Genomic DNA, 22549 nt, shown 5'->3' on the forward strand with positions numbered 1-22549 from the left:
CCACGATCCCTTCACGGCGTCATCGTGGCTTCCGCCGCCGCCCGTCGAAGTGCCGGCCGCGCCGGTGCGGCCCGCGCCGCCCACTGCGCCGCCCGTGCCTTTCGCCTACGTGGGGCAACTCGATGCCAAGGCGGCGAAGCCGCAAGTCTTTCTCAGCAACGCAGACCAGTTGCTGATCGTGTCGCCGGGCGACGTGATCGACAACCAGTACCGCGTCGAGTCCGTGTCGGAGTCGGACGTCGTGTTGACCTATCTGCCGCTGCACGAAAGACAGGTGGTCGCCATTCCACGAGAGGACAAGTAAATGAAAACCTCACGCACACGGGGTGCGGGCCGCGACTCAGGCAGCGGCCCAACAAGACGCCTCTCGCCAGTCATCTGGCACCCTGTTCCTCGCCCGGACGCGATTCAGGTCGCGAGAAGACGCGCGCTTGCCATTGCGGTGTCCGTGCTCGCCTTTAGCGGCTGCATGCACGTGCCGAACGTGCATGACGATCCGACCGACGCCCAGGCGAAGGTCGACTATCTGAACCAGCGCAACGCCCAGGTCAACACGCTGCTCGACCAGGCCGATCAGTACCGCAAGAACTATCAGTACGACGAAGCGATCCGCAATCTCTTCCAGGCGTACGACATCGACCCGACCAATGAGCGTATCCGCAAGATCGGCCTGCAGATCGATCAGGACCGCAAGGACCTGGCCATCCTCCAGGAGGCCCAACGCATGATGAAGCGCGGCGCGTATGCGCAGGCGGCCGAGCGGGTGCACCGCGTGCTGGTGGAGAACCCGACCAACACCCTTGCGCAGCAGATGCAGACTGAACTCAACGCCAAACTCAGCCAGCAGCGCGCGGATCGCGATGACAAGCTTGCGGCTTCGTCGATCATGCAGAAGCCCGTGACGCTGCAGTTTCGCGACGCGAACGTGCGCATGGTGTTCGAAGCGTTGTCGCGCACCACGGGATTGAACGTGATCTTCGACCGTGACGTCCGCGCCGATCTGAAGACAACGATCTTCGTGACGAACGCGTCGGTGCAGGACACGGTCGACATGATTCTGATGCAGAACCAGCTCGACAAGAAGCAACTCAACGCGAACACGCTGTTCATTTATCCCGCCACGCCTGCCAAGCAGCTCGAATATCAGGAGCTCAAGGTGCGCACGTTCCAGCTGTCGAACGTCGACGCCAAGCAGATCCAGCAGTTGCTCAAGAGCATTCTGAAGGTCAAGGAAGTCGTGATCGACGAGCGTGCGAATACGGTAACGGTTCGCGGCACACCCGACACGATCAAGGTGGCCGAGGAGATGATCGCCGCGCAGGATTTGCCGGACCCCGAGGTGATGATGGAAGTCGAGGTGCTGGAAGTGTCGCACGAGCGCCTCACCGATCTGGGTATCGACTGGCCCAATTCGTTCACGATGTCGACGCCGAGCACCGCGACGACATGGGGCCTGCTGCATCATCTGACGATCAATGAACTGAATGTCAGCAGCCTCTCGGCCACGGCGAACTTCAAGCTCACCGATACCGACGCGAATCTCCTCGCGAGTCCGCGTATCAGGACGCGCAACAACGAGAAGGCGCGCATCATGATCGGCGACAAGGTGCCGGTGATTTCGAGTTCCAGCACGCCGAGCACGAGCGGCCCGTCTTATACGCAAATGATTCAGTACCTCGATGTCGGCATCAAGCTCGAGGTGCAGCCACGGGTTTATCGCGACGGCGACGTCGGCATGCAGCTGAATCTCGAAGTCAGCAACATCACGAATACGATTTCGAGCAGCAATTCGAACGGCCTGAATTCGCTCGCCTATCAGATCGGCACGCGCAGCGCCTCGACGAGTCTGCGCTTGCGCGATGGCGAAACGCAGATTCTCGGCGGCCTCATCTCGGACGAAGACCGCAGGAACGCCAACAAGGTGCCCGGTCTTGGCCAGTTGCCGGTGCTGGGGAGGCTCTTCTCCAACCACCAGGGCGACCACGTCAAGACGGAGATCGTGTTGCAGATCACACCGCACATCGTCCGGCCGCAGCTTGCCGCCGATGCGGATACGCAGGAGTTGTGGTCGGGCACCGATGTCAACGTGCACGCCGATCAGCTCCGGCTGGACCCCGTCGTGGCGAACGCGGCAACGTCCATGGCGCCTGCGGTGAAGCCGATGCCGGGCATGGTCGGCGGCGGTACGGTTGGAGGCGCGTCGTCGCGAGGCGGCGCCGAGGCGTACCCCGCGCTGCCGTCGCCTTCGAACGGCGCGTTCGGGCAAATGGCCCCGCCGCCGCGCACGACGCCGCCCCCCGAACCGTACGGCGGACGCTTCTCGCGAACACCCACGCCGCAAGCGGCTCCCGCGCCGCAGTCCGGCCAGGGCGCGGCGCCGGCATCGGCCGAACCAACGGCCGCGGAGCAGGCGGGTGGCGAAGCTGCGGCCGCCGCGGCGCCACCGCCCGCAGCGCCTGCGCCCCCCGCACCGCCGCCGATGCTGACGATGCCGCCTGGGACGATGCCGAGCGATAACCCGCTTCGCCCCGTCGAGGGTGGGTACTGAGCCGTGGCTACCGGAACGGCAACGATGCGCCTGCGCGCCGCACGTCAGTTCGAGCAGCGTGGATTTACGCTGATCGAACTGGTCGTCACGCTCGCGCTCGTCGGCATTCTCGCGCTAGCAATCATGCCGTTTTCGGAGCTGATGGTGCAGCGTCAGAAGGAGCAGCAGCTAAGCGACGCATTGCGCGAGATCCGTACCGCGCTCGACGCCTACAAGGAGGCGAGCGATACCGGTCTCATCGACAAGGACGCCGAAGCATCCGGCTATCCGCCGACGTTGAGCGTGCTCGTGACGGGTGTGAAGAACGCCAGGGATCCGAAAGGCGGGCTGCTGATGTTCCTGCGTCACGTGCCGCGCGATCCTTTCTTTAGCGGCGACCCGGACACGCTTGCCGAGGATACATGGAGCGTGCGGTCTTATGGAGAGCCGCCGGATCAGGCAGCGGGCGGCGACCCGGGCATGAGCAGCGAACAGGCTGGCAAGGATGTGTTCGACGTGTCGTCGAAATCCGATCGCGTCGGCATTAACGGCGTCCCGTACAAACAATGGTGACGATGCATCATGAAACCCGCTCGCACTCGCAAGGCCCGTGGCTTCACGCTGATCGAACTCGTCGTCGTGATGGCCATCATCGGCCTGCTTCTGACAATTGCGGTGCCGCGCTACATGCACAGCATCGAACGCGGCAAGGAGCAGGTCAGGCAGCAGAACGTCGCGGTGATGCGCAACGCGATCGATCAGTACTACGGAGACAACGGCCAGTATCCCGAGACGCTCGACGAACTGGTGGCGAAGCATTACTTGCGCGCCGTTCCTGTCGATCCGGTCAATGGCGACGAAAAATGGGCGGTAATCGCTTCGCCGGACGAAAACAAGCCGGGCGTCTACGACGTGGCGCCGGCAAGTGCTCCTCAGGGAGCGCCACCGCGCGCAGAGGGGAGCGCAAAATGATCCGCGCGGCCTGCACGGCACGTGTCGCCTCGCGCGCGAGAGCGCGCGTGAGGCGACGCTCGCGGCCGCGTGCCGCGCGTGAGGGCGGGCTGGTGCTGCTGACGCTCCTGATTGCGCTGATGCTGATGTCGATTGCCTTGGCGGGGGCGCTCGACGTGTGGTCGCTGCAACGCCGCCGCGAGCAGGAGAAGCAGCTGCTGTTCGCCGGCAACCAGTACCGGCTCGCGATTCTGAGGTATTACCGCGTCGGCCGGGCTTATCCCGCATCGGTCGACGAACTGCTCGACGACCGACGATTTCCCAAGCCCTTGCATCATCTGCGCTTTGCCTATCCGGATCCGGTCACGGGCAAGAACGACTGGGTGCCCATGCTGCAGGGCGATCGCTTCTACGGGGTGTTCAGCCGCTCAGACGAGGCCACGATCAAGCGCGCCGGATTTCCGCGGCAGTACGAGGATTTCGAGGGGGCGCAGACCTACGACGGGTGGAAGTTCCTGTTTCTTGCCCCGGGCCTGCGAACCACGCAGAGCAATGCCGGCGGCCTTGCCGCGCCCAGTAAATCGACCGGCTTTCCTGCGCTTTCTGGCTTCGATGGCGGCTTCCTGCCGGGGCAGCGGGTGCCCGGGTCAAGGTAAACCGATCTTGCTCGCCATCGTGTCGCGACGGCGCTCATCCCGATAACCGGGATCACGCCGAAGCGGTGTGCCCCTGGCGAAAACCAATGGCGACCGGCTAAAGCGAATCGATCCATGAAGCCACGGCGGCGTTCACGTCATCGGGGCGGTCCTGCATGATCCAGTGACCCGCATTGGACCATACTTGCACTTTCGATTTTGGGTGCGAGAACCACGGCCGTATCCTGTCGGCCTGGACTGGGTCGATACACAGGTGATAGAAGGGGACCTGCAAGCCCGCGCAGAATCGCGCGCTCGCGTCTCCAATGCCTGTCTGATCGTCGCCAAAGAACAAAGGGGCGAAGGATTCCCGTATGACGTGCAGCGGCATGGCTTGGAGCCGGCTCGCGTGCCGACGCTTGTTAGCCGGATCGGTCGCGGGCCCGTAGACGTGCTCGAACAACGCGGCGACGACCGCGCGAGGATCGCCTGTGTTCAATTCACGCGCAGTTTTCTCGAAGACCTCAGCGGCCTCGCTTGAAAACCCGAGAGCCCCGTCGACGGAGACGACGGCGCTGACCAGATCGGGCCGGCGTGCCGCGAGACGGGCTGCGATCTGGCCGCCCATCGAATGTCCCACGACGATGAAGCTCTCGTTCGGGTAGCGCGTCGCAATCAGCGCCTCGATGTCGGCTACATAGTCCTTCGGCGAATACGCGCCGGACGGCGGGACCTCGGACGCGCCGTGTCCGCGCAGGTCGACGGCGACGACGTGATACCTGCTCGCGAAGACGGGTAATTGCGCACTCCAATCCTGCGAATCGCAGGTCCAGCCGTGCAAAAACATCACGTTCTTCCCAGTGCCGCGATCTGATACAGAAAGTCGTGCTATGGATACGTCCGTTGGAGTGGCGAGATCGGCTACGTCGAGTCGTGTTGAACTGCCCGGATCTGCTTCCATTCTGTATTCTCCGTGGTGATCGAGCGAAGCCATTCAGACTCAGGGCTCGAGGCAATTTGCGTGATACTCATGGTATACGTTGGAGATCTACGGTCAATTACGCACCACGAAGTGCGTAGATATACAGGAGGATATCTGCATGGCTTGCGAGGTTGACGCCGTATTCTTTGCGGACTGTGCCGCGCGTTCGTTTTTCGATCAGGTGGCCAACAAGTGGTCGGTGATGATTCTTACGCTGCTCACGGAGAAGCCGACACGGTTCAATGAAATCAAGCGGCGCCTGGAAGGCATCACACACAAGGCGCTCACGCAGGCCCTGAGGCGTCTCGAGCGCAATGGTCTGATTGCGCGCGAAGTGATCAATGCTTCGCCGGTGGCGGTCGAATATTCGATTACCGAATTGGGGCGCACGCTGCAAGTGCCGTTCGGCGCCGTATATGATTGGTCGATCAAGCATCTGGACGAAATCGAGCAGGCTCAGGATGCTTACGACAGAAGGGAAGGTCAGTGACGTCGATTCGGCAGGAGGTTCAGGAATCTGCAAAATGCGGTTCGCGGCTAACACATTCCACCAGAAACGCCATGACGGCCTTGACGGCCGGCGTGCGACGGAGGTCGGGATAGGTCACGAGCCAAAGCGGTGTTTCCGGCGGCGCTGCTTTTCCGCCGACCCTGACCAGTGCCGTGTCGCCATCGCCGATCATCGTCGGCAGGAGCGCGACGCCGACACCGTTTCGAGCCGCCGCCTGCTGGCCGATCACGTCGCCTGTTTCGAATACGATGGGCCGTCCGTCGAGATAGGCGCGCAGCCAGCGTTGATGACTCACATGGTCCAGTGATGCGTCATTGGCGATGAACTCCCATTGTGCCGCGGAGCGCGTGGCGTAATCATGGCTGGCATACAAGCCGAAGCGGATCGCCCCGATCCGCCGCGTGACCAGACTGGCCTCCCTGGGCTCGACCATCCGGATGGCAATGTCGGCGACACCGCGATCCAGTGGCGCGATGCCGGCGGCGCCTTCCATGACGATCTTCACCGTTGGGTTGGCTTCGCGGAACCCGCGCATGTGCAGTGCGATGCAATGGCTGCCGAGAGTGGGCGGCACGCTGATGCGTATCGTCCCGGACAACGAGGCGGAAGCACGCAACGCATAAGCCTCGATCGCCAGCGCGCCTTCGGCCATCGGCGCGGCTAGCGCGGCGATGGCCTTGCCGTCCTCGGTCAGGCGAACGCTGCGAGGCAACCGATAAACGAGCTTCAACCCGAGTGCCGCTTCCAGCGACGCGACACGCCGGCCGATGGTCGCGTGTTCGACCGACAGCGCGCCCGCGGCACCGGAAAGCGTTCCCACGCGCGCGAGCACGACAAAATAGCGTAGATCCTGCCAGTCGAACATGGCGATTTCCCGACAGAGTGTGTGAGAAAAGAGGGAATTCTCTTCCGGATGGGACGAGTCTAATCTCGTTCGTCAAGGACGTCCGAAGGGGCGTTCATGGACTCAGGAGATTTGCTATGCATTACGAACTAACTACGCTGTCGTCCCACATTCTGATGCTCCCCCAGGTGATCGCGAATGCGCAGACGTGGCTCGATCGTCCGGTTGCCATGGGGCGCAGGCTCGGGATCTGGACCTCGGAAAACGGCCGGCTCGGAAGCGTGCGCGTTCTGCGCGGCTTCGCCGATGCGGAAGAACTGGCGCGCGAACGCCACCGCGAGTTGCACCATCCCGATCCGTTCGGGGCCGCCAGCAGTGCCTGTACATTCGAGAGCGAGAGCTACGCCGGTTTTCCGTTTCTCCCGGCCGTTGAGCCGGGAGTCTTCGGCAAGTACTACGAGTTCCGCACCTATTGGCTCAAGCCAGGCGGACTGACGCCGACCATCGAGGCTTGGGAGGCGGCGATGCCCGAGCGCTCAAAACGGTCGCCGCTGACGCTCAACATGTATGCGCTCGATGGCGCGCCGCGCATCACGCATATCTGGCCCTGGAACAGCCTCGATGAGCGCATCGCGATTCGCGCAAAATCGTATGCCGACGGCATCTGGCCGCCGAAGGGCGGGCCGGAGCAATTTTACGAAGCGACTTCCACGATCTGGATTCCAACTGTCGACTCGCCGCTTCGTTGACTGCGTCCGGTAGCTTGCCGATCGCGTTCTGCCGCGTGTTCGATTGGCGAATCAGTTGCGCACGCAACGAAAACCCGCATAAACATACTGATAACGCGGCTGAAACCAGTTGCGGAACGTCGGCCGCAACATGCACTGGGCCGTGCGCGGCGAGCCGCCTTTCATTGTGTAGTGCTGACCGTCGAAGAAGTTTGCCGAATACCCTTCATAGAACGGGAACGCCTTGAAGCCCGGCAGCGGACCGAAGAGCGTGGAGGTCCATTCCCAGCCATTGCCGTACAGGCCTTCCACGCCCCACGTGCTGGCGCTGTCCGGCGTGGTGTCGACGGCCACCGGGTTCCAGTCGCGGAAATCGAAGTTGTCGCTGCGACCGGGCAGCGCGCCGTGCGCCGCGCGCTGCCACTGTGCCTCGCTCGGCAGCGCCATGCCGCGCCAGCGCGCAAAGGCGCTGGCTTCGGCGTGGCTCACATACACGGGCCAGGCAAGCGGCAATGCGATGTCTTCGAACATCGTGCGCAGCGTCCAGCCTTCGGCGCCGCGCGACCAGAACACGGGGTGCGCCACGCGTGCGCTTTCCTTCCAGGCCCAGTCTGCGTCGTTCCAGAGTTCGCGCGTGTCGTAGCCGCCGTCGTCGATGAATTCGAGAAATGCGCCGTTCGTCACCATGTAGCGGTCGATCTCGAAGGCCGGCACGTCGACCTGCTGCTCGCCGAACTCGTTGTCCCAGCCGAACAGGCCGCGCTCGGCGGTCATGCCGAGTTCGGTGCGGCCCGCGGGCACCTGCACCGTTCCGGCCTTGACCGTACGGAGCGGGTCGGTGCGCGCGCCCGTAGCGGCGGGCGCCTGCTTTTGCTCGAACGGCAGCTGGTGGAGCATGTAGGCGAGCGTTTCGACGTGCATGAGTCGATGTTCGATTGCGACGTTCAGCAACTGGCCTGGCGTGTCGTGATTCGAGGCATCGGGCGGCAGGTCGAGCGTCGAGAGCTGCGCGTCGATGCGGTTGCGTGCATCGCGTCCGTAGGCCAGGACTTCGGCGAGGTCGGGCCAATCGGCGCGCACGTCGGTCGGCAGGCCGCCATCGACAGGATCGATGCCGAACGCGAACAGCTGGTCGAGGCGCGCATCGACGGAGGGCAGGTCGAACAGGCGCTTGTCGAAGAGGTTACGGTCAAATGCTTCCAGATGGCCGATATAGAAGACGATACGGTGCCGCTCCCGAATGGGCCGCTCGTACAGAAACTCGGGCTTGACGACGTTGAAGAGCGCGTCGCTGGCGCTGCGCGCCGCTTCGAGACGGGCTGCGAGCGTGGGGGATTGCGGGAGATGCATTTCGGCGATTCTCCTTGCGTGGGCGTAGTACGAAACTTTAACCCTGCGCAGGAGTTGTGCCAACGGCGTTGCCGCGCCAACGAGGGGCGGCGCGGGCGCCCCGGGCTGGCCAGCCGCCCGGGGTTTGCCGCGAATTACAGATGCCGCAGACCTTCGATATCGATGATACGGATCAGCTTGCCCTGTGCGTCGATCAGGCCGCGCTTTTGAAATCTCGACAGGGTGCGGCTCACGGTTTCGAGCGTCATGCCGAGATAGCTTCCCATGTCCTCGCGGGTCATGCGCAGGTTGAACTCCGCATGCGAATAGCCGCGCTGGCCGTTGCGTTCGGAAACGTCCAGCAGGAACGCGGCGACGCGTTCGTCGGCGGAGAGCGAGCCGAGTACCATCATTTGCGACGATTCGCGAATGAGCTGCTCGCTCATGAGGCGGTGCAGCCGGTCTTGCATGGCGCCGGTTTCGCGGCACAAATGCTTGAGGGCCGAGTAGGGGATGAGGCAGACCGAGCTGTCTTCGAGCGCCACGGCGCTGCAGGTGTGGAAGCCGGTGCTGATGCCGTCGAGGCCGAGCGGGTCGCCGGCCAGACGCAGGCCGGTGACCTGCTCGCGGCCGTCGCGGTGTGCCATGACCGTTTTGAGCGAGCCGGAGCGCGCGACATATAGGGTGTCGAATGCGTCGCCGGCGCGATACAGGGCTTCGCCGCGCCGCACGCTGCGCGCGGAGCAGATCAAGGCTTCGAGCTTTGGCAGGTCGTCGAGCGTGAGGCCCTGGGGCATGCACAGGTGCCGCATGGCGCAAACCGAACAGCGCGTTGACGTGCGCGGCGCCGTTAGCGGCGCGCGATTGCTGCGGCGCACGGTGGTTTGAGAAGCGACGGTATGGTTCATCGTGGACAATGCTCCTTTGATTTCTGTCCAGGCATTGTCTACCGGGGTCGAATCTCAGATTAGTGGCAAAGCGACGCGCATTTAAGATGAATCGTTTTGAGGCTTGTCAGAAGCCGCTCGCGCGGCGTCTGACGGCGCGCAAGCGACTTTTCGATAACACGCAAAACCGCGTGCGCTCGACGCGACTACTCGCCGGCATTTCCGGCGGCCGAGGGGATGAGCAGGACAGGCAGCGTGGATTGCCGCACGCAGCGTTCGGCAACGCTGCCGAGGATGAGGCGCTGGAAGCCCCGGCGGCCGTGCGTGCCCATCACGATCAGGTCGGCGCCCGCGGTCTTCGCGGCGCTGAGCACGAGCGTCGGCACGTCGTCGAGCGAGGACGCTTCGCCCGTGACCATGGCGCCTTGCACGCCAAGCTCGCCCATCGCCTTGTCCATTTCTTCCGCGAGTTCGTTGCCCTGCGCAATCATCTGGTTGCGCAGGATCGACGGGTCGTAGCCGGGCGCGTCGAAATACATCGGCGTGTTCTCGATCACGTAGTAGGGCTGCAGGGTCGCGCCCATCGCCTTCGCCAGGTCGAGCGCGGCTTCGAAGGCGCGGCGCGACGTGGCGCTGCCGTCGACGGCGACAAGGATGCGTTTGTACATAAGACCTCCTCTTTGAGTGGATCGAGAATCGCGCGGCCTCGGGCGAAGCTGCGAGGAGGCGGGCGCGGCGTGTTGTGTCGTAACTGGCGAGAAGCTTAATGGATCGCAAGTAAAAACGCAGTCGGACTGTATGAAATGTGGAAGGTACTGGAAGGAAGATCAAGTGCCTTGCGTCGGAATACCGCAGCGCCGCCAGGTTTTCGTTTGCTATGCCGTTATGTTGCACGCGCACCGGCATCCCGCTATTGTTGCCTCTTTTTCGCTCCGCGCAGTCTCTTCCCCTCCCGTGAAACCTTCCTCCGCTAACCTGCCGTTTCGCGACGCGCTGCTGGCCATGCTCGGCATCGGCCTCGTCAACATGCTCGTCGCACTCGATCAAACCGTCGTCAGCACCGCTTTGCCCTCGATCGTCGCCGAACTGCACGGTTTCGAGTTCTACGCGTGGATCGCGAGCGCCTACCTGCTGGCCTCGGTCGTGACGGTGCCCGTGTTCGGCCGGCTCGGCGACTACTTTGGCCGCAAGCGCTTCGTGATCGCCGCGGTGATCGTATTTACGGTGGCCTCCGTGCTGTGCGGGCTCGCGACCGACATGCGTTTTCTGGCGGCGGCGCGTGCGCTGCAGGGCGTTGGAGGCGGGATGATGGTGGGCACGGCGTTCGCCTCGATTCCCGATCTCTTTCCCGACCCGCGCGCCCGGGTACGCTGGCAGGTCGTGATGGCGGCCGCCTACGGCATCGGCACGGCAGCGGGGCCTTCACTGGGCGGCTGGCTCAGCGAGCACTTTGGCTGGCGCTCGACCTTTCTCGTCAATCTGCCGGTCGGCGCGCTGGCGCTCTATTTCATCTGGGCGCATCTGCCGCGCTATCAGCCGGCGCGTACCGGCGAGGTGCGCATCGACTGGACGGGCGCCGCGCTCGTCGCGCTGGTGCTGGGCGGTTTCCAGACCCTGATCGAGGCGGTGCCCAAAAGCGGCCTGACGCCCGGCAACGGCGCGCTCGCGCTGGCGGTCCTCGCCGGCGCGGCGGCGCTGCTGGCCTGCGAGCGCCGCGCGACGCACCCGATCATCCCGCTCGACCTGTTTCGCGACCCGCAGCTCGTCACCCTGTTTACGCTCTCGACGCTTTCGGGCTTCGTGATGTTCTCGCTGATCTTTTTCGCGCCGCTCCTGCTACAGGGCGGCTTCGGGCTGTCGCCCCAGGAGGCGGGCCTGCTCGCCACGCCGATCGCCGCCTGTATCGCGCTAGGCAGCCTGATCAACACGCGCATCGTGATCCGGCTGCGCAAGCCCACGACCATTCTCACGGTCGGCTTCAGCCTGCTGGTCGCGGCTTCCGCCGGTCTTGCCTTCGCGTCCCGCCACACGGCGCACCTCTGGCTCGAACTGGCGATGTCGGCGGTGGGCATCGGGCTCGGCTTCATCCTGAACAACCTGAATATCTTCGGCCAGGAGATCGCCGGGCGGGAGCGTTTCGGCATCACGACTGCCTTGTTGCAATCCACGCGCATGGTGGGCGGCATGCTCGGCACCAGCGTCGTCGCGACCATCGTCAACCATCGCTACGCGGCCGGGGTGGGGGACGCGCTGGCGGTGATCGGCGCGCCGCTGCAGCAGCGCTGGCAACCCCACCTCGCCGATCCACGCGTGCTGATCGACCCGTCGCTGCGCGAGGGTCTCGTCGCGCAGATGAAGGCGGCGGGGCTCGACGGCGCGGCGCTGATCGATGCGGTGCGCCACGCACTGGTAGATGCGATCCATCTGGGGATCGGCCTGACGGGCTGCGCGGCGCTCGCGGCGGCCCTGTGCGTGGGGCGGATTTCCCACATCCGCTTCAGCCGCAGCGCGTCGGCGGCGCAGAAAAGCGCGGAGGCGCGTGCCGACGAGGTCAAGGCCGATTAGGGCGCGCAGCGTTCGGGTGTAGGCCGTCGGCGCAGGTTTCGGTAATATTTGTCTGACAAAAACAACAGTATACCTGGCTGAGCGAGAAAGGCCGCGGCGCCCAGCCAGCGCGTATTTGTCCCTGCGCGGCGTCGCCCTCAGGCGGCGTGGGCCATTGCCCCGAATAGCGCGTGGTGCGTTTGCTCGCTCATCGCGATTTCGAGCGCGACGGCGTTCTCCACGCCGATGCGCATCGGCGCGCCAAGCCGCGTCAGCTCGATGCCCGTGCGGCGCAGCAGGCGCTCCATCGGCGTCGTGGTCACCGTCACATAGCTGTTGATGCCCGCCCGGTCGGCGAACGAGACGACCGCGCGCATTGCGCTCATGGTCACGTCGGCGAAGCCGAACGCCTGGTCGTTGCCGGATTCGATGGCGAAGCGGCTCAGTTCCCAGATGTTGCGCGACGTAGGCGCAGCTTTGCCCTGCAGCAGTTGCGGGAACGTGTCGCGCAGCATGTTGGGGCCTTCGGTGGGCATCAGGCGCCAGCAGCCGCGCACGTGGCCCGTGCCGTCCTGGATCAGCATGTAATGAGGCCCGAGCGCGTCGTAGCCGTCGATTTCCATCCCCGCGATGGTGGGAATGTCCCAGCCGAGGCGGTCGCGGAACACGCGCGCGCGCAGCCGGTACATCTCGTTGATGTCCTCGTTGTCGAAGTCCTGTCTCAGTCCGATCCGTATCGCAGCTTGCATGACAACTCTCCCGATTTGTGTGGAGGCGCGGCAGTACGGTTCGAAAGCTATGCGTTATGAATATAAAAAAACACCTATCTAGATAGGTAGGTGCGCAGATAGGGCCTCTTAAGGAGAATCACTTCCGCGGCAGTCACTCATCAGGCATATCTGACAGCGAGAGTCATCATGGAACTTATGGGCAATCAATGGCACTCGGGTGCGAATACCATGTCGTCCCCGGGGGATCTGTCCTCGGTCGTCGACCGCGTCCTGATCATTGCGTATCGGAAGAAGAAGAAAGAGAGCCAGCGCCGCTTCTGGGCGCGCTTCGGCGTGACGCAGTCGCGCGGCAGCCGGTTCGAGTCGGGCGCGGAGATTCCGCCGCCGGTGTCGATCCTGCTCGGGCTGTATTTCAACAAGACGATTTCGGACGGCGACCTTGGCCGTGCCGAGCGCGTGCTGCGCGGCGAAGCACCGATGGTGCTTAGCCCGGGTCAATAAGACCCATCTGGGTTGCAATCACGGCTGCCGCTCGCCGTGAGTTCACGCCGAACTTCCCGCGAATGTTCTTCATGTGGAAGTTCACGACGGCCTCAGAGCAATTCAGGATGTGAGAAATTTCCCAAGTGGACTTGCCTAGTGCAGTCCACTTGAGGCATTCCTTTTCCCGTGGCGTGAGCTTGGGAATCAGCGACTGGACATGGTCGTTCAGATGCCGCTGGCTCGTGTCCAGCACGAGGTCGCGCAGCAGGACGAGATTCGGCAAGGCGCGGTTCACGTCGTCCCAGAATTTGTCCGTGGGATTCGCGTCGTTGACGAAGCAGAGCATGCCGATTTCCTGGCGCGGGCCATGGATCGGCAGGGTGATGCCTGCGCGCAGCCCGTACGAGCGGGCCTCCTCGTACATCGATTGTTGCTGTTCGGTCGCGAACAGCTCCGGCGACCAGATGAGCGGCGCCGAGCGCGTTGTGCAGTGCGACACGGTCGGGTCGAAGTAGGCCATCCCGTGGTCGTTGTACGTCTGCCGCCAGGCGGCCGAGTAGTTCGTGCGGATGAACGCATCCTCGAGCCTCATGCCCGGGCGCGGCAAGATAGCCAGCATGAGCTGGCTGAATCCCCACGAGCTGGCGAGCTTCGCCACCGCGTCGAACCACGCTGCCTCTTCGGGCGCGTCGAGTACGGGCGACATCTGCTCAATAAAATGTAGAGGCACGTTCAACACTCTCCATCAGCGCTGGGCGAGATCGCGGGGCAAGCCCTCAGACACTCGCTCCTCGCTTCTTATGATGTAAGAATTTATCACTAAATTCCTATCCGATCCCACCTCGTCTGCAATCCTCCCGCTTTGCCGGGGTCATTTCTGTCAGATTTCGGTGACATCGGAGAGAATTCTGCGTCTCCTGAACAAGCGCGGGCCTGCACGAAAAACGTGCATTGCGGAGCCGAAATAAAGCCGGACGCCATTTCGAAGGCAAAAGCGCGCAGCGCGCCGGGATAATGCCGGCGATTTATCGGCTTTCATTATTTTTCAGGCTTTTCATTGCGAGTTTTAACTGCACTCGACTGGATACTGTCTGTATCCGCCATTGCTGCGATTTCGCCTGGATAATCGCAAACGATTCGCCGCATGGTGAGCGGCGAACCGTTGTTCAGGGCTTGCGCTGCAACTCGATCACGCGGGTCGGCCGCAGGTGGTTCAGCGCGAAGTGCAGCCGTCCAGGGCTGCGGCGCACGCCCTCTTCGCGCGCGGCGTTGCGCTGCCACTCGGCGTCTTCGGGCTCTTCGGGTGCGCTCATGCCGAGGTCGACGACCTCGTAGCCGGACTCCAGCGCGATAGGCAGCCGGTGCACGCCCTTGCGGCTGTCGAAACCCGCCAGCCCGTCATCCGCTTCGGCCACGCTGTTGACGAGCGTCGCATTGCTGGTCGTCACTTCGTCGGGGCCGATGCAGCCTTCGCCCGCCAGGCGTGCCGCCTCGCGGTTCTTGCCGTCCGTGTCGACCGAACTGTCGTGTGTGCGGTCGTTATGGAGTTCGGCGCTGCGCGGCCGCGACGGCGACGCGCTCACATCTCCCGCATTCGGTTTCTGCATGTCGTCGGGACGATTCATGATGCTTCCTCCTTGGAAGATCTGGGTGCCTGCGTTCAGCAGGCCATTCCGCAAGCGCCGTTCCGCTGCAGCGCCGCGCCCTTGAATCGGGGTGAAAAGCAAGCCGGTTCGCCAGGAGAACGCCTCCAGCGATGTTGCATTTTTTTCGTTGGTTTGGGCTTTTTCCCAGGAGTATGATCCTCTTTCAACGAGTTGGCGCGCTTTCGATTAATGGGCCGGGCGAGGGCCCATGCTGTGGCTTTGCCGCACGATCCTGAATGCACGCGCCAAATAAAATGGACGAGGCAGTCAGGGGCGGGTGACACACATGCACTTCGACGCTGCATTTACGCATCGTGGCTATTTGCTGAATTGCGCACCGGCGCGTGCCGGTGACGGCACGTATCAGCCGTATGTGGTGATTTCGCGCTCGAGCGACGGCGAACTCGTTGCCAACCGGTTTTTCCCTGCCGAATTGCGCTTTTCCGATGAAGGGGCCGCCATCGCTCATGCGCGCGACTGGGCCGTGCGCTGGATCGACGCAAGCACGGTCACGCTGTGATGGCGCGCGCCTCGCGTGCGTGGATCGGCTCCGAGGGCGCTTCGGCGAACTCGGGCAAAACGCGGTAATCTCTGGGGTCGATACACTCACTCCTGCGCAGACTCTGCGTCTGCTGCCGCATCACCATGTCCAAAGCTGCTTCCCCCGACTGGGGTCTCGAACAGATCGTCGCCGATCTGCGTGCGTCGCGTGAAGAGCGGCACCGCACGCGCCATCCGCTCGGCATCCGCGAACTGCCGTCACGCGATGCGGTCGTCAACATCGTGGCGGGCCTGCGCGCCGCGCTCTTTCCCACGCATTACGGCGCGCCGGATCTGACCGACGAGAGCATCGATTACTACGTCGGCCATACACTCGACAGCACGTTGCGGCTGCTTGCCGAGCAGATTCGCCGCGCGCTGCGCTTCCTGCCGGAAAGCTCGCAGGCGAGCGACGACGAACTGCGAGCGCGTGCATTCGACGTGGCGCGCGAGTTCGGCCGGCAACTGCCCGATATTCGCGCGCTGCTCGTGAGCGACATTCAGGCGGCGTTCACGGGCGACCCGGCCGCGCAGCACATCACCGAGATCCTGCTGTGCTATCCGGGCGTGTGGGCCATGACGCATCATCGGCTCGCGCATGCGCTGCACCGCCTCGGCGTACCGCTGCTCGCGCGCTTCATCAACGAGATCGCGCATTCGGCAACGGGCATCGACATTCACCCGGGCGCACAGATCGGTTCGAGCTTCTTCATTGACCACGGCACGGGCGTCGTCATCGGCGAGACGGCGATCATCGGCGAGCGCGTGCGCGTGTATCAGGCCGTGACGCTCGGTGCGAAGAGTTTCGCGGCCGACCTCGACGGTACGCTCGTGAAGGGCAATGCGCGCCATCCGATCGTCGAGGACGACGTGGTGATCTACGCCGGCGCGACGATTCTCGGCCGCGTGACGATCGGGCGCGGCTCGGTAATTGGCGGGAACGTGTGGCTCACGCATAGCGTGCCGCCGGGCAGCAGCGTGCGCCAGGGCAAGATTCGCGAGATCGAGCGAGGCGACGAAGGTCCGCTCAAGTAAGGAGGGGAACGGGACACGCGGTCCCGTTCTTTATCTGTGCGTTGCGATCAGGTATTCGAGACGCTCATTGCGCTCGGATTGCCGACGATCGCGAGAAACTCGCGGCGCGTGGAAGGATCGGTGCGGAACGTGCCGAGCATGCGCGAGGTCACCATCGCCACACCCGCCTTGTGCACCCCGCGCGTGGACATGCATTGATGCGCCGCTTCGAGTATCACGCCCACCCCCTTGGGCTGCAGGATTTCATTGAGCGTGTCGGCAATCTGCGCGGTCATCTTCTCCTGGATCTGCAGGCGCTTCGCGAATGCGTCGACGAGACGCGCGAGCTTCGAGATGCCCACCACGCGATGCTCGGGCAAATACGCCACATGTGCGCGTCCGATGATCGGCACCATATGATGCTCGCAGTAGCTCTCGAAGCGGATGTCCTTCAACACGATCATTTCGTCGTAGCCATCCACCTCCGAGAAGGTGCGCGACAGGATTTCGCGCGGATCGACCGCATAGCCCGCGAAGAATTCCTCATAGGCGCGCACGACGCGCCCCGGCGTATCGAGCAGCCCTTCGCGAGCGGGGTCGTCCCCGGCCCAGCGCAACAGCACGCGCACGGCGTCCTCGGCTTCGGCGCGTGACGGACGCGCGACGCTCGCGCTCGCTGTGTTCTTGCGTTGCTTCGCGCTTTGGGTCGCGCTTTGCTTCGCGAGTTGCTTCGATTTCCCGGCCTTTTTTTCTTCGCTCATGCATGGGCTCCTGTCATGTGGGAGTACGCCGCTTTGGCGTGCACCACGAGCGCCCATTGTTTCATGTTTTGCCGTGCTTGGCGCGAGGGGTCATTTGGGCCATTCGTCCATGGCGTCGTTGAACAGTTCCGCCACGATGCTGCGCAGCCATTCGCCACGCGGCGCATTGTGATACTTGCGATGCCAGTGCTGCTTCAGGTCGAAACGCGGCAACTGCAGCGGCGGCTCGACGAGCGTGATCGATGCATGCTCGGACACGTAGGCGAAGCCGATTGCATGCGGCACGGTGGCGATGAGATCGGAGCGCGTGAGAATGAACGGCAGGCTCATGAAGTGAGGCGTTTCGAGCACGGCGCGTCGGCGCATGCGCCTTTTCTCCAGATACTGCTCCAGCACTTCCTGGCTGCGTCCTTCGGCGCGCACGACGGCATGGCCCATCGCGAGAAACTGCTCGATCGTCATGGCCTTGCCCGCGAGCGGATGCCCGCTGCGCATCATGCAGATGAAGCGGTGCGTGAAGAGGCGCTGCTGAAAGAAGTTGTTGCCGCCGAGGTCGGGGAAATAGCCGACCGCGAGATCGATGTCGCCCGATTCGAGACCGCGCTCGACCTGGCTAGGCGGCAGCGACACCGAACGCAGGTTCGCGTTGGGCGCGCGCTCGGAGAATACCTGCAGGAGGCGCGGCAGAAACACGATCTCGCCGACGTCGGAGAGCGCAATGGAGAACGTGTGCGTGCTCGTGACGGGATCGAAGTCCTGCGCCTGCAGCATGCCTTTCTCGATGTGCACCAACGCGTCGCGCGCGGCGGGAATGAGGGCGAGCGCGCGCGGTGTGGGCTCCATGCCGCGCGAGGTGCGCACGAAGAGCGGATCGCCGAAGAACTCGCGCAGCTTGCCGAGCGCCGTGCTCACGCGCGGCTGGCTCACGCCGAGCCGCTCGGCGGCGCGGCTCACGTTGCGCGTCTCCTCCATGGCCACGAGAAAGGGGATGAGATTCAGATCGAGGTCTTGCATGAAGGCGGGCGCGGCGGCGCTGACTATGTCGAAATCGGATAAAGACTAGTCGATGAATCGCAATTCCGGATATTGGGGTATGTGCCCACGGGCGCGCGTGGCCTGAAGGGCGGGCGGTGCGTGCGGTCGGGCGCGCATCGGCGTCGACATGAAGTAGATTGCCTGTGTGGGTAGACCCGCCTTGACAAGCGCTTGAATCCACTCCGATAATGCGCTGGACGTTCGCTAAACGAATCAGTGTTCGTATATAGAACTCTTTCGCGATCGAGTGACGTGGACCTTCCGCGATGCGCATCGCTTTCAGGAACAGGCATGATCAACAAGATTTTCGACTCGCTTCAAGCCCCCGTGGCCGATGTGCATGACGGCGCCACGGTGATGATCGGCGGCTTCGGCACGGCCGGTATGCCCGCCGAACTGATCGACGCGCTCATCGAGCAGGGCGCGCGCGACCTCACCATCGTCAACAACAACGCAGGCAACGGCGACATCGGCCTGGCCGCGCTGCTCAAGGCGAAGCGTGTGCGCAAGATCATCTGCTCGTTCCCGCGCCAGACCGACTCGTATGTGTTCGACGCGCTCTATCGCGCCGGTGAAATCGAACTCGAACTCGTGCCGCAAGGCAATCTGGCCGAGCGCATCCGCGCCGCCGGCGCCGGCATTGGCGGCTTCTTCACGCCCACGGGCTACGGCACGAAGCTGGCCGAAGGCAAGGAAACGCGCCTGATCGACGGTCGTCACTATGTGCTCGAAGCGCCGCTGCACGCCGACTTCGCGCTCATCAAGGCGTACAAGGGCGATCGCTGGGGCAACCTCGTCTATCGCAAGACGGCGCGCAACTTCGGCCCGATCATGGCAAGCGCGGCGAAGGTCGCTGTCGCGCAGGTTTCGGAGGTCGTCGAACTCGGTCAGCTCGATCCGGAAAACATCGTGACGCCCGGCATTTTCGTGCAACGCGTCGTGGCAGTGCCGCAAGCGGCGCATCAAGCGCACGCCGACCAAAGCGGCCAGGCAGCCTGAAGGAACGGAGAGAGGCAATGAAACGACTGAATCGCGACGAAATGGCCAAGCGCGTGGCCGCGGACATTCCCGAAGGCGCGTATGTGAATCTCGGCATCGGCGTTCCGACGCTGGTGGCCAACCACCTCGATCCGAGCAAGGAAATTTTTCTGCACAGCGAGAACGGCCTGCTTGGCATGGGCCCGGCGCCCGCGCCCGGCGAGGAAGACGACGAACTCATCAACGCGGGCAAGCAGCACGTCACGCTGCTCACCGGCGGCGCGTTTTTCCACCACGCCGACTCGTTCGCGATGATGCGCGGCGGACACCTCGACTACTGCGTGCTCGGCGCGTTCCAGGTGTCGGTGAACGGCGACCTCGCGAACTGGCACACCGGCGCGCCCGACGCGATTCCGGCCGTGGGCGGCGCGATGGACCTCGCACTCGGCGCCAAGCAGGTATTCGTGATGATGGAACTGCTCACCAAGCAGGGCGAAAGCAAGCTCGTGAGCGAATGCTCGTACCCGGTCACGGGCGTGGGCTGCGTGGGCCGCATCTATACCGACCTCGCCGCGTTCGATGTCACGCCCGAAGGCCTCGCGGTACGCGAGATCTATTCGGACATCGATTTCGACGCGCTGCAGAAGCTCGCCGGCGTGCCGCTGATCGACGCGACGCAAAACCGTCGCGCAGCGTAAACTGTCTGTAGACGTGCGCATCGTTCGCACGTGAGTGGCGCGGCAACCCTCGGCATTCGTCGACGGTTGCCGCGCCCGCTTCGTTCCGGCTGTATCTGAACGCCTGCTTTTTTCCGCGCGCCACACTCCATGATTGAACGCCTCACGAGCCTGATCTGCGGGACCGAACCGATGAACGCGGTCTGGTCTCCCGATGCCACGCTGCAACGCATGCTGGACGTCGAAGCGGCGCTCGCGCGCGCCTCGGCGGCGCATGGCGTAATTCCGCACTCGGCCGTGGCCGCGATCGTCGCGGCCTGCGCGGCGGATCAGCTCGACGCCCCGGCGCTCGCGCGCGACGCCGCGCTGGGCGGCAACCTGGCGATCCCGCTCGTCAAGCAGCTCACGGCGCGCGTGAAGTCCGCCGACCCCGAAGCTGCCAAGTACGTGCACTGGGGCGCCACGAGCCAGGACATCATCGACACGGCAACGGTGCTGCAGTTGCGCGATGCGCTCGCGTTGATCGAGCGCGGCATCGACGCGCTCTGCGCGACGCTGGCGGACCTCGCGCGCACGCATCGCGCGACGCCTGCGGTCGGGCGCACGTGGCTGCAGCAGGCGCTGCCCATCACGCTCGGATTGAAGTTCGCGCAATGGCTCGACGCGGTGCTGCGCCATCGCGAACGCCTCGTCGTGCTGCGCGAGCGCTCGCTCGTGCTGCAGTTCGGCGGCGCGGCCGGTACGCTCGCGAGCCTGCGCGACGCCGCCCCGGCGGTGAGCGCCGCGCTCGCGCAAGAACTCGTTCTCGCGCTGCCTGCGTTGCCGTGGCACACGCAGCGCGACCGCATTGCCGAAGCCGCATCGTTCTTCGGCATGCTCATCGGCACGCTCGGCAAGATCGCGCGCGACATCTCCTTGCAGATGCAGACCGAAGTCGGCGAACTGGGTGAACCGGCGGCGGCAGGCAAGGGCGGTTCCTCGACCATGCCGCACAAGCGCAATCCCGTGGGTTGCGCAGCTGTCCTGACGGCTGCCGCACGCGCGCCGGGCCTCGTCGCGACGGTGTTCGCCGGCATGGTTCAGGAACACGAGCGCGCGCTCGGCGGCTGGCAAGCCGAGTGGGATGCGCTACCCGATCTCGCGCGCCTCGCCGGCGGCGCGCTCGCGCAGATCGAGCAAATCACGGCCGGACTCGAAGTGCGGCCCGAACGGCTCGCGGCGAATCTCGACATCACGCACGGACTCATTCTCGGCGAGGCCGTGATGCTCGCGCTTGGCGACCAGATCGGGCGCCTGGACGCGCATCATCTCGTTGAGCACGCATCGAAATCCGCGGTGCAAAGCGGCCGTACGCTGTACGAAGTCCTCGCGGCGGATCCCGCCGTCACGAGGCACCTGGACGAAGCGCGCCTCGAGGCGCTGCTCGATCCGGCCAACTACGTGGGCCAGGCCCACGCATTCGTCGACGCGGTGCTCGCGTCGTATGAAGCGAAAGCAAAGTAACGCACGCCCCATTGATTACAGAAGACACACGAGGAGTAACACGCATGCCTTACGCAGCCGTCAACGACACGCATTTGTTCTACCGCATCGACGGTGCGGAGAACCATTCGGCGCCATGGGTGGTTCTGTCGAATTCGCTCGGTAGCGACGTGTCGATGTGGACGCCGCAGATCGTCGAACTCACGAAGCATTTCCGCGTGCTGCGCTACGACACGCGCGGCCACGGCCACTCGGCGGCGCCGCTGGGCCCGTACACCATCGAGCAACTGACCGGCGACGTGATCGGCCTGATGGACCAGCTCGGCATCGAACGCGCGCATTTCGCGGGCGTTTCGATGGGCGGCCTGACCGGCGTCGGCCTCGGCGCGCGTTACGCCAACCGCATCGATCGTCTCGTGCTGTGCAATACGGCCGCAAAGATCGGCTCGCCGGAGGTGTGGGTGCCGCGTGCGGCGAAGGCTCGCAGCGAAGGCATGCTCGCGCTCGCCGAAGCGGTGCTCCCGCGCTGGTACACGCCCGAATTCATCGCCAACAATGCACTCGTGATGTCGCAGGTTCGCGACGTGTTCGTGCATACGGACAAGGACGGCTATGCTTCGAACTGCGAAGCGATCAACGCCGCCGATCTGCGCGGCGAGGCGCCGTCTATCAAGGCGCGCACGCTCGTGATCTCGGGTACGCACGATCTGGCCGCGACGCCCGCCCAAGGGCGCGAGCTGGCCGAATCGGTGCCGGGCGCGCGCTATGTCGAGCTGAACGCCGCGCACATCTCGAACGTCGAGCTGGCGGACGAGTACAACAAGATCGTGGTCGATTTCCTGCTGGGGGCGTGATGAACGACGAAGACCGCTACGAAGCCGGCATGAAGGTGCGCCGCGCGGTGCTGGGCGACGCGCACGTCGATCGCTCGCTCGCCAACCGCACCGAAGTGACCGAGGAATTCCAGAACTTCATTTCGCGCTACGCGTGGGGCGAGATCTGGACGCGCGATGGCTTGCCGCGCCACACGCGCAGCCTGCTGACGATCGCGATGATGGTCGCGCTCAACCGCAGCGAAGAACTCGCGCTGCATCTGCGCGCCGCGCGCAACAACGGCGTCACGCGCGACGAGATCAAGGAAGTGCTGCTGCAGACAGCGATTTACTGCGGCGTGCCGGCGGCGAACTCGGCGTTCCATCTCGCCGACCGCATCTTCCGCGAGCAGGACGCCGAGCAGGGCTGATCGTGTGGTAACAACGCGCGG

The 22549-nt window shown here is 64.1% G+C and carries 25 protein-coding genes and 1 pseudogene; 16 read left to right on the plus strand and 10 right to left on the minus strand.

Annotated features, from left to right (window positions below):
- From AB4Y36_RS28565 to AB4Y36_RS28585, 5 genes and pseudogenes are all read left to right on the plus strand, one after another.
- A pseudogene (locus tag AB4Y36_RS28565) lies at window positions 1-304 on the plus strand (hypothetical protein); the annotation flags it as partial.
- Window positions 305-2548: a secretin N-terminal domain-containing protein gene (locus AB4Y36_RS28570; RefSeq protein WP_368684769.1), complete on the plus strand. Its 2244-nt coding sequence runs from the start codon at window positions 305-307 to the stop codon at window positions 2546-2548.
- Between the two features lie 24 nt (window positions 2549-2572).
- Window positions 2573-3100: a type II secretion system protein gene (locus tag AB4Y36_RS28575; RefSeq protein WP_069267139.1), complete on the plus strand. Its 528-nt coding sequence runs from the start codon at window positions 2573-2575 to the stop codon at window positions 3098-3100.
- Window positions 3101-3109: 9 nt separating this feature from the next.
- Window positions 3110-3499, plus strand: a complete 390-nt coding sequence (locus tag AB4Y36_RS28580; protein ID WP_368603581.1) for a type IV pilin protein — start codon at window positions 3110-3112, stop codon at window positions 3497-3499.
- 119 nt (window positions 3500-3618) lie between these two features.
- Window positions 3619-4134, plus strand: a complete 516-nt coding sequence (locus AB4Y36_RS28585) for a type II secretion system protein (protein ID WP_368684876.1) — start codon at window positions 3619-3621, stop codon at window positions 4132-4134.
- Window positions 4135-4231: 97 nt separating this feature from the next.
- On the opposite strand, the gene AB4Y36_RS28590 is transcribed toward AB4Y36_RS28585, so the two are convergent.
- Entirely contained in the window at window positions 4232-5074 is an 843-nt protein-coding gene (locus tag AB4Y36_RS28590; protein ID WP_368684770.1) for an alpha/beta fold hydrolase, read from the minus strand.
- 79 nt (window positions 5075-5153) lie between these two features.
- Between AB4Y36_RS28590 and AB4Y36_RS28595 the strand changes: the two genes are divergently transcribed.
- Complete coding sequence (locus AB4Y36_RS28595) at window positions 5154-5585, plus strand: winged helix-turn-helix transcriptional regulator (protein WP_368684771.1); 432 nt, start codon at window positions 5154-5156, stop codon at window positions 5583-5585.
- Window positions 5586-5604: 19 nt separating this feature from the next.
- Here AB4Y36_RS28595 and AB4Y36_RS28600 read toward each other — a convergent pair whose 3' ends face one another.
- Window positions 5605-6471: a LysR family transcriptional regulator gene (locus AB4Y36_RS28600; RefSeq protein ID WP_368684772.1), complete on the minus strand. Its 867-nt coding sequence runs from the start codon at window positions 6469-6471 to the stop codon at window positions 5605-5607.
- Window positions 6472-6638: 167 nt separating this feature from the next.
- Between AB4Y36_RS28600 and AB4Y36_RS28605 the strand changes: the two genes are divergently transcribed.
- Window positions 6639-7199, plus strand: a complete 561-nt coding sequence (locus AB4Y36_RS28605; protein ID WP_368684773.1) for an NIPSNAP family protein — start codon at window positions 6639-6641, stop codon at window positions 7197-7199.
- Window positions 7200-7250: 51 nt separating this feature from the next.
- Here the strand turns inward: AB4Y36_RS28605 and AB4Y36_RS28610 are convergent, their stop codons facing one another.
- The 3 genes from AB4Y36_RS28610 to AB4Y36_RS28620 all read right to left on the minus strand — a co-directional run bounded on the left by AB4Y36_RS28610 (window position 7251) and on the right by AB4Y36_RS28620 (window position 10062).
- The gene (locus AB4Y36_RS28610; RefSeq protein ID WP_368684774.1) at window positions 7251-8528 is read right to left on the minus strand and encodes an SUMF1/EgtB/PvdO family nonheme iron enzyme; all 1278 of its coding nucleotides are present in this window, start codon (window positions 8526-8528) and stop codon (window positions 7251-7253) included.
- Between the two features lie 134 nt (window positions 8529-8662).
- On the minus strand, window positions 8663-9415 hold the full coding sequence (locus AB4Y36_RS28615) for a helix-turn-helix domain-containing protein (RefSeq protein ID WP_083245469.1): 753 nt from the start codon (window positions 9413-9415) through the stop codon (window positions 8663-8665).
- Window positions 9416-9600: 185 nt separating this feature from the next.
- The gene (locus AB4Y36_RS28620; protein WP_069267133.1) at window positions 9601-10062 is read right to left on the minus strand and encodes a universal stress protein; all 462 of its coding nucleotides are present in this window, start codon (window positions 10060-10062) and stop codon (window positions 9601-9603) included.
- Between the two features lie 334 nt (window positions 10063-10396).
- Between AB4Y36_RS28620 and AB4Y36_RS28625 the strand changes: the two genes are divergently transcribed.
- A complete protein-coding gene (locus AB4Y36_RS28625; protein WP_368684877.1) occupies window positions 10397-11959 on the plus strand; it encodes an MFS transporter in 1563 nt (520 codons plus the stop codon).
- A 137-nt stretch (window positions 11960-12096) separates the two neighbouring features.
- Here the strand turns inward: AB4Y36_RS28625 and AB4Y36_RS28630 are convergent, their stop codons facing one another.
- A complete protein-coding gene (locus AB4Y36_RS28630) occupies window positions 12097-12687 on the minus strand; it encodes an acyl-homoserine-lactone synthase (protein WP_368684775.1) in 591 nt (196 codons plus the stop codon).
- 177 nt (window positions 12688-12864) lie between these two features.
- Here AB4Y36_RS28630 and AB4Y36_RS28635 point away from each other — a divergent pair, with 177 nt between their 5' ends.
- The gene (locus AB4Y36_RS28635) at window positions 12865-13170 is read left to right on the plus strand and encodes an XRE family transcriptional regulator (RefSeq protein ID WP_368603693.1); all 306 of its coding nucleotides are present in this window, start codon (window positions 12865-12867) and stop codon (window positions 13168-13170) included.
- Here the strand turns inward: AB4Y36_RS28635 and AB4Y36_RS28640 are convergent.
- Together AB4Y36_RS28640 and AB4Y36_RS28645 are read right to left on the minus strand one after the other, a co-directional pair.
- Window positions 13154-13858 carry a LuxR family transcriptional regulator gene (locus AB4Y36_RS28640; protein ID WP_028206371.1) on the minus strand — a complete coding sequence of 235 codons (705 nt, stop codon included), beginning with the start codon at window positions 13856-13858 and terminating at the stop codon, window positions 13154-13156. The genes AB4Y36_RS28635 and AB4Y36_RS28640 overlap by 17 nt on opposite strands.
- A 460-nt stretch (window positions 13859-14318) precedes the next feature.
- Entirely contained in the window at window positions 14319-14759 is a 441-nt protein-coding gene (locus AB4Y36_RS28645; RefSeq protein WP_069267182.1) for a DUF3005 domain-containing protein, read from the minus strand.
- Between the two features lie 325 nt (window positions 14760-15084).
- On the opposite strand from AB4Y36_RS28645, the gene AB4Y36_RS28650 reads away from it, so the two are divergent.
- Both AB4Y36_RS28650 and epsC read left to right on the plus strand, forming a co-directional pair.
- Window positions 15085-15318, plus strand: a complete 234-nt coding sequence (locus AB4Y36_RS28650) for a hypothetical protein (protein ID WP_069267130.1) — start codon at window positions 15085-15087, stop codon at window positions 15316-15318.
- A 125-nt stretch (window positions 15319-15443) separates the two neighbouring features.
- Window positions 15444-16373 (plus strand): serine O-acetyltransferase EpsC, encoded by a 930-nt coding sequence (gene epsC / locus AB4Y36_RS28655; protein WP_254355650.1) that lies wholly within the window; start codon window positions 15444-15446, stop codon window positions 16371-16373.
- 47 nt (window positions 16374-16420) lie between these two features.
- On the opposite strand, the gene folE is transcribed toward epsC, so the two are convergent.
- Together folE and AB4Y36_RS28665 are read right to left on the minus strand one after the other, a co-directional pair.
- A complete protein-coding gene (gene folE, locus AB4Y36_RS28660) occupies window positions 16421-17113 on the minus strand; it encodes a GTP cyclohydrolase I FolE (RefSeq protein WP_368684776.1) in 693 nt (230 codons plus the stop codon).
- 90 nt (window positions 17114-17203) lie between these two features.
- Complete coding sequence (locus tag AB4Y36_RS28665; protein WP_368684777.1) at window positions 17204-18127, minus strand: LysR family transcriptional regulator; 924 nt, start codon at window positions 18125-18127, stop codon at window positions 17204-17206.
- Between the two features lie 312 nt (window positions 18128-18439).
- On the opposite strand from AB4Y36_RS28665, the gene AB4Y36_RS28670 reads away from it, so the two are divergent.
- From AB4Y36_RS28670 to pcaC, 5 genes are all read left to right on the plus strand, one after another.
- The gene (locus AB4Y36_RS28670; protein ID WP_368684778.1) at window positions 18440-19147 is read left to right on the plus strand and encodes a 3-oxoacid CoA-transferase subunit A; all 708 of its coding nucleotides are present in this window, start codon (window positions 18440-18442) and stop codon (window positions 19145-19147) included.
- A gap of 17 nt (window positions 19148-19164) precedes the next feature.
- Entirely contained in the window at window positions 19165-19824 is a 660-nt protein-coding gene (locus AB4Y36_RS28675) for a 3-oxoacid CoA-transferase subunit B (protein ID WP_042260188.1), read from the plus strand.
- A gap of 129 nt (window positions 19825-19953) precedes the next feature.
- Entirely contained in the window at window positions 19954-21306 is a 1353-nt protein-coding gene (locus AB4Y36_RS28680) for a 3-carboxy-cis,cis-muconate cycloisomerase (RefSeq protein WP_368684779.1), read from the plus strand.
- Between the two features lie 44 nt (window positions 21307-21350).
- A complete protein-coding gene (gene pcaD / locus AB4Y36_RS28685) occupies window positions 21351-22139 on the plus strand; it encodes a 3-oxoadipate enol-lactonase (protein ID WP_368684780.1) in 789 nt (262 codons plus the stop codon).
- Window positions 22139-22528, plus strand: coding sequence for a 4-carboxymuconolactone decarboxylase (gene pcaC / locus AB4Y36_RS28690; RefSeq protein WP_069267124.1), 390 nt, complete (start codon window positions 22139-22141; stop codon window positions 22526-22528). Before pcaD ends, pcaC begins: the two co-directional genes overlap by 1 nt.
- The last annotated feature ends 21 nt before the right edge of the window (window positions 22529-22549 follow it).

Source organism: Paraburkholderia sp. BR10936, from assembly GCF_040965735.1.
Classification (GTDB): Bacteria; Pseudomonadota; Gammaproteobacteria; order Burkholderiales; family Burkholderiaceae; genus Paraburkholderia; species Paraburkholderia nodosa_A.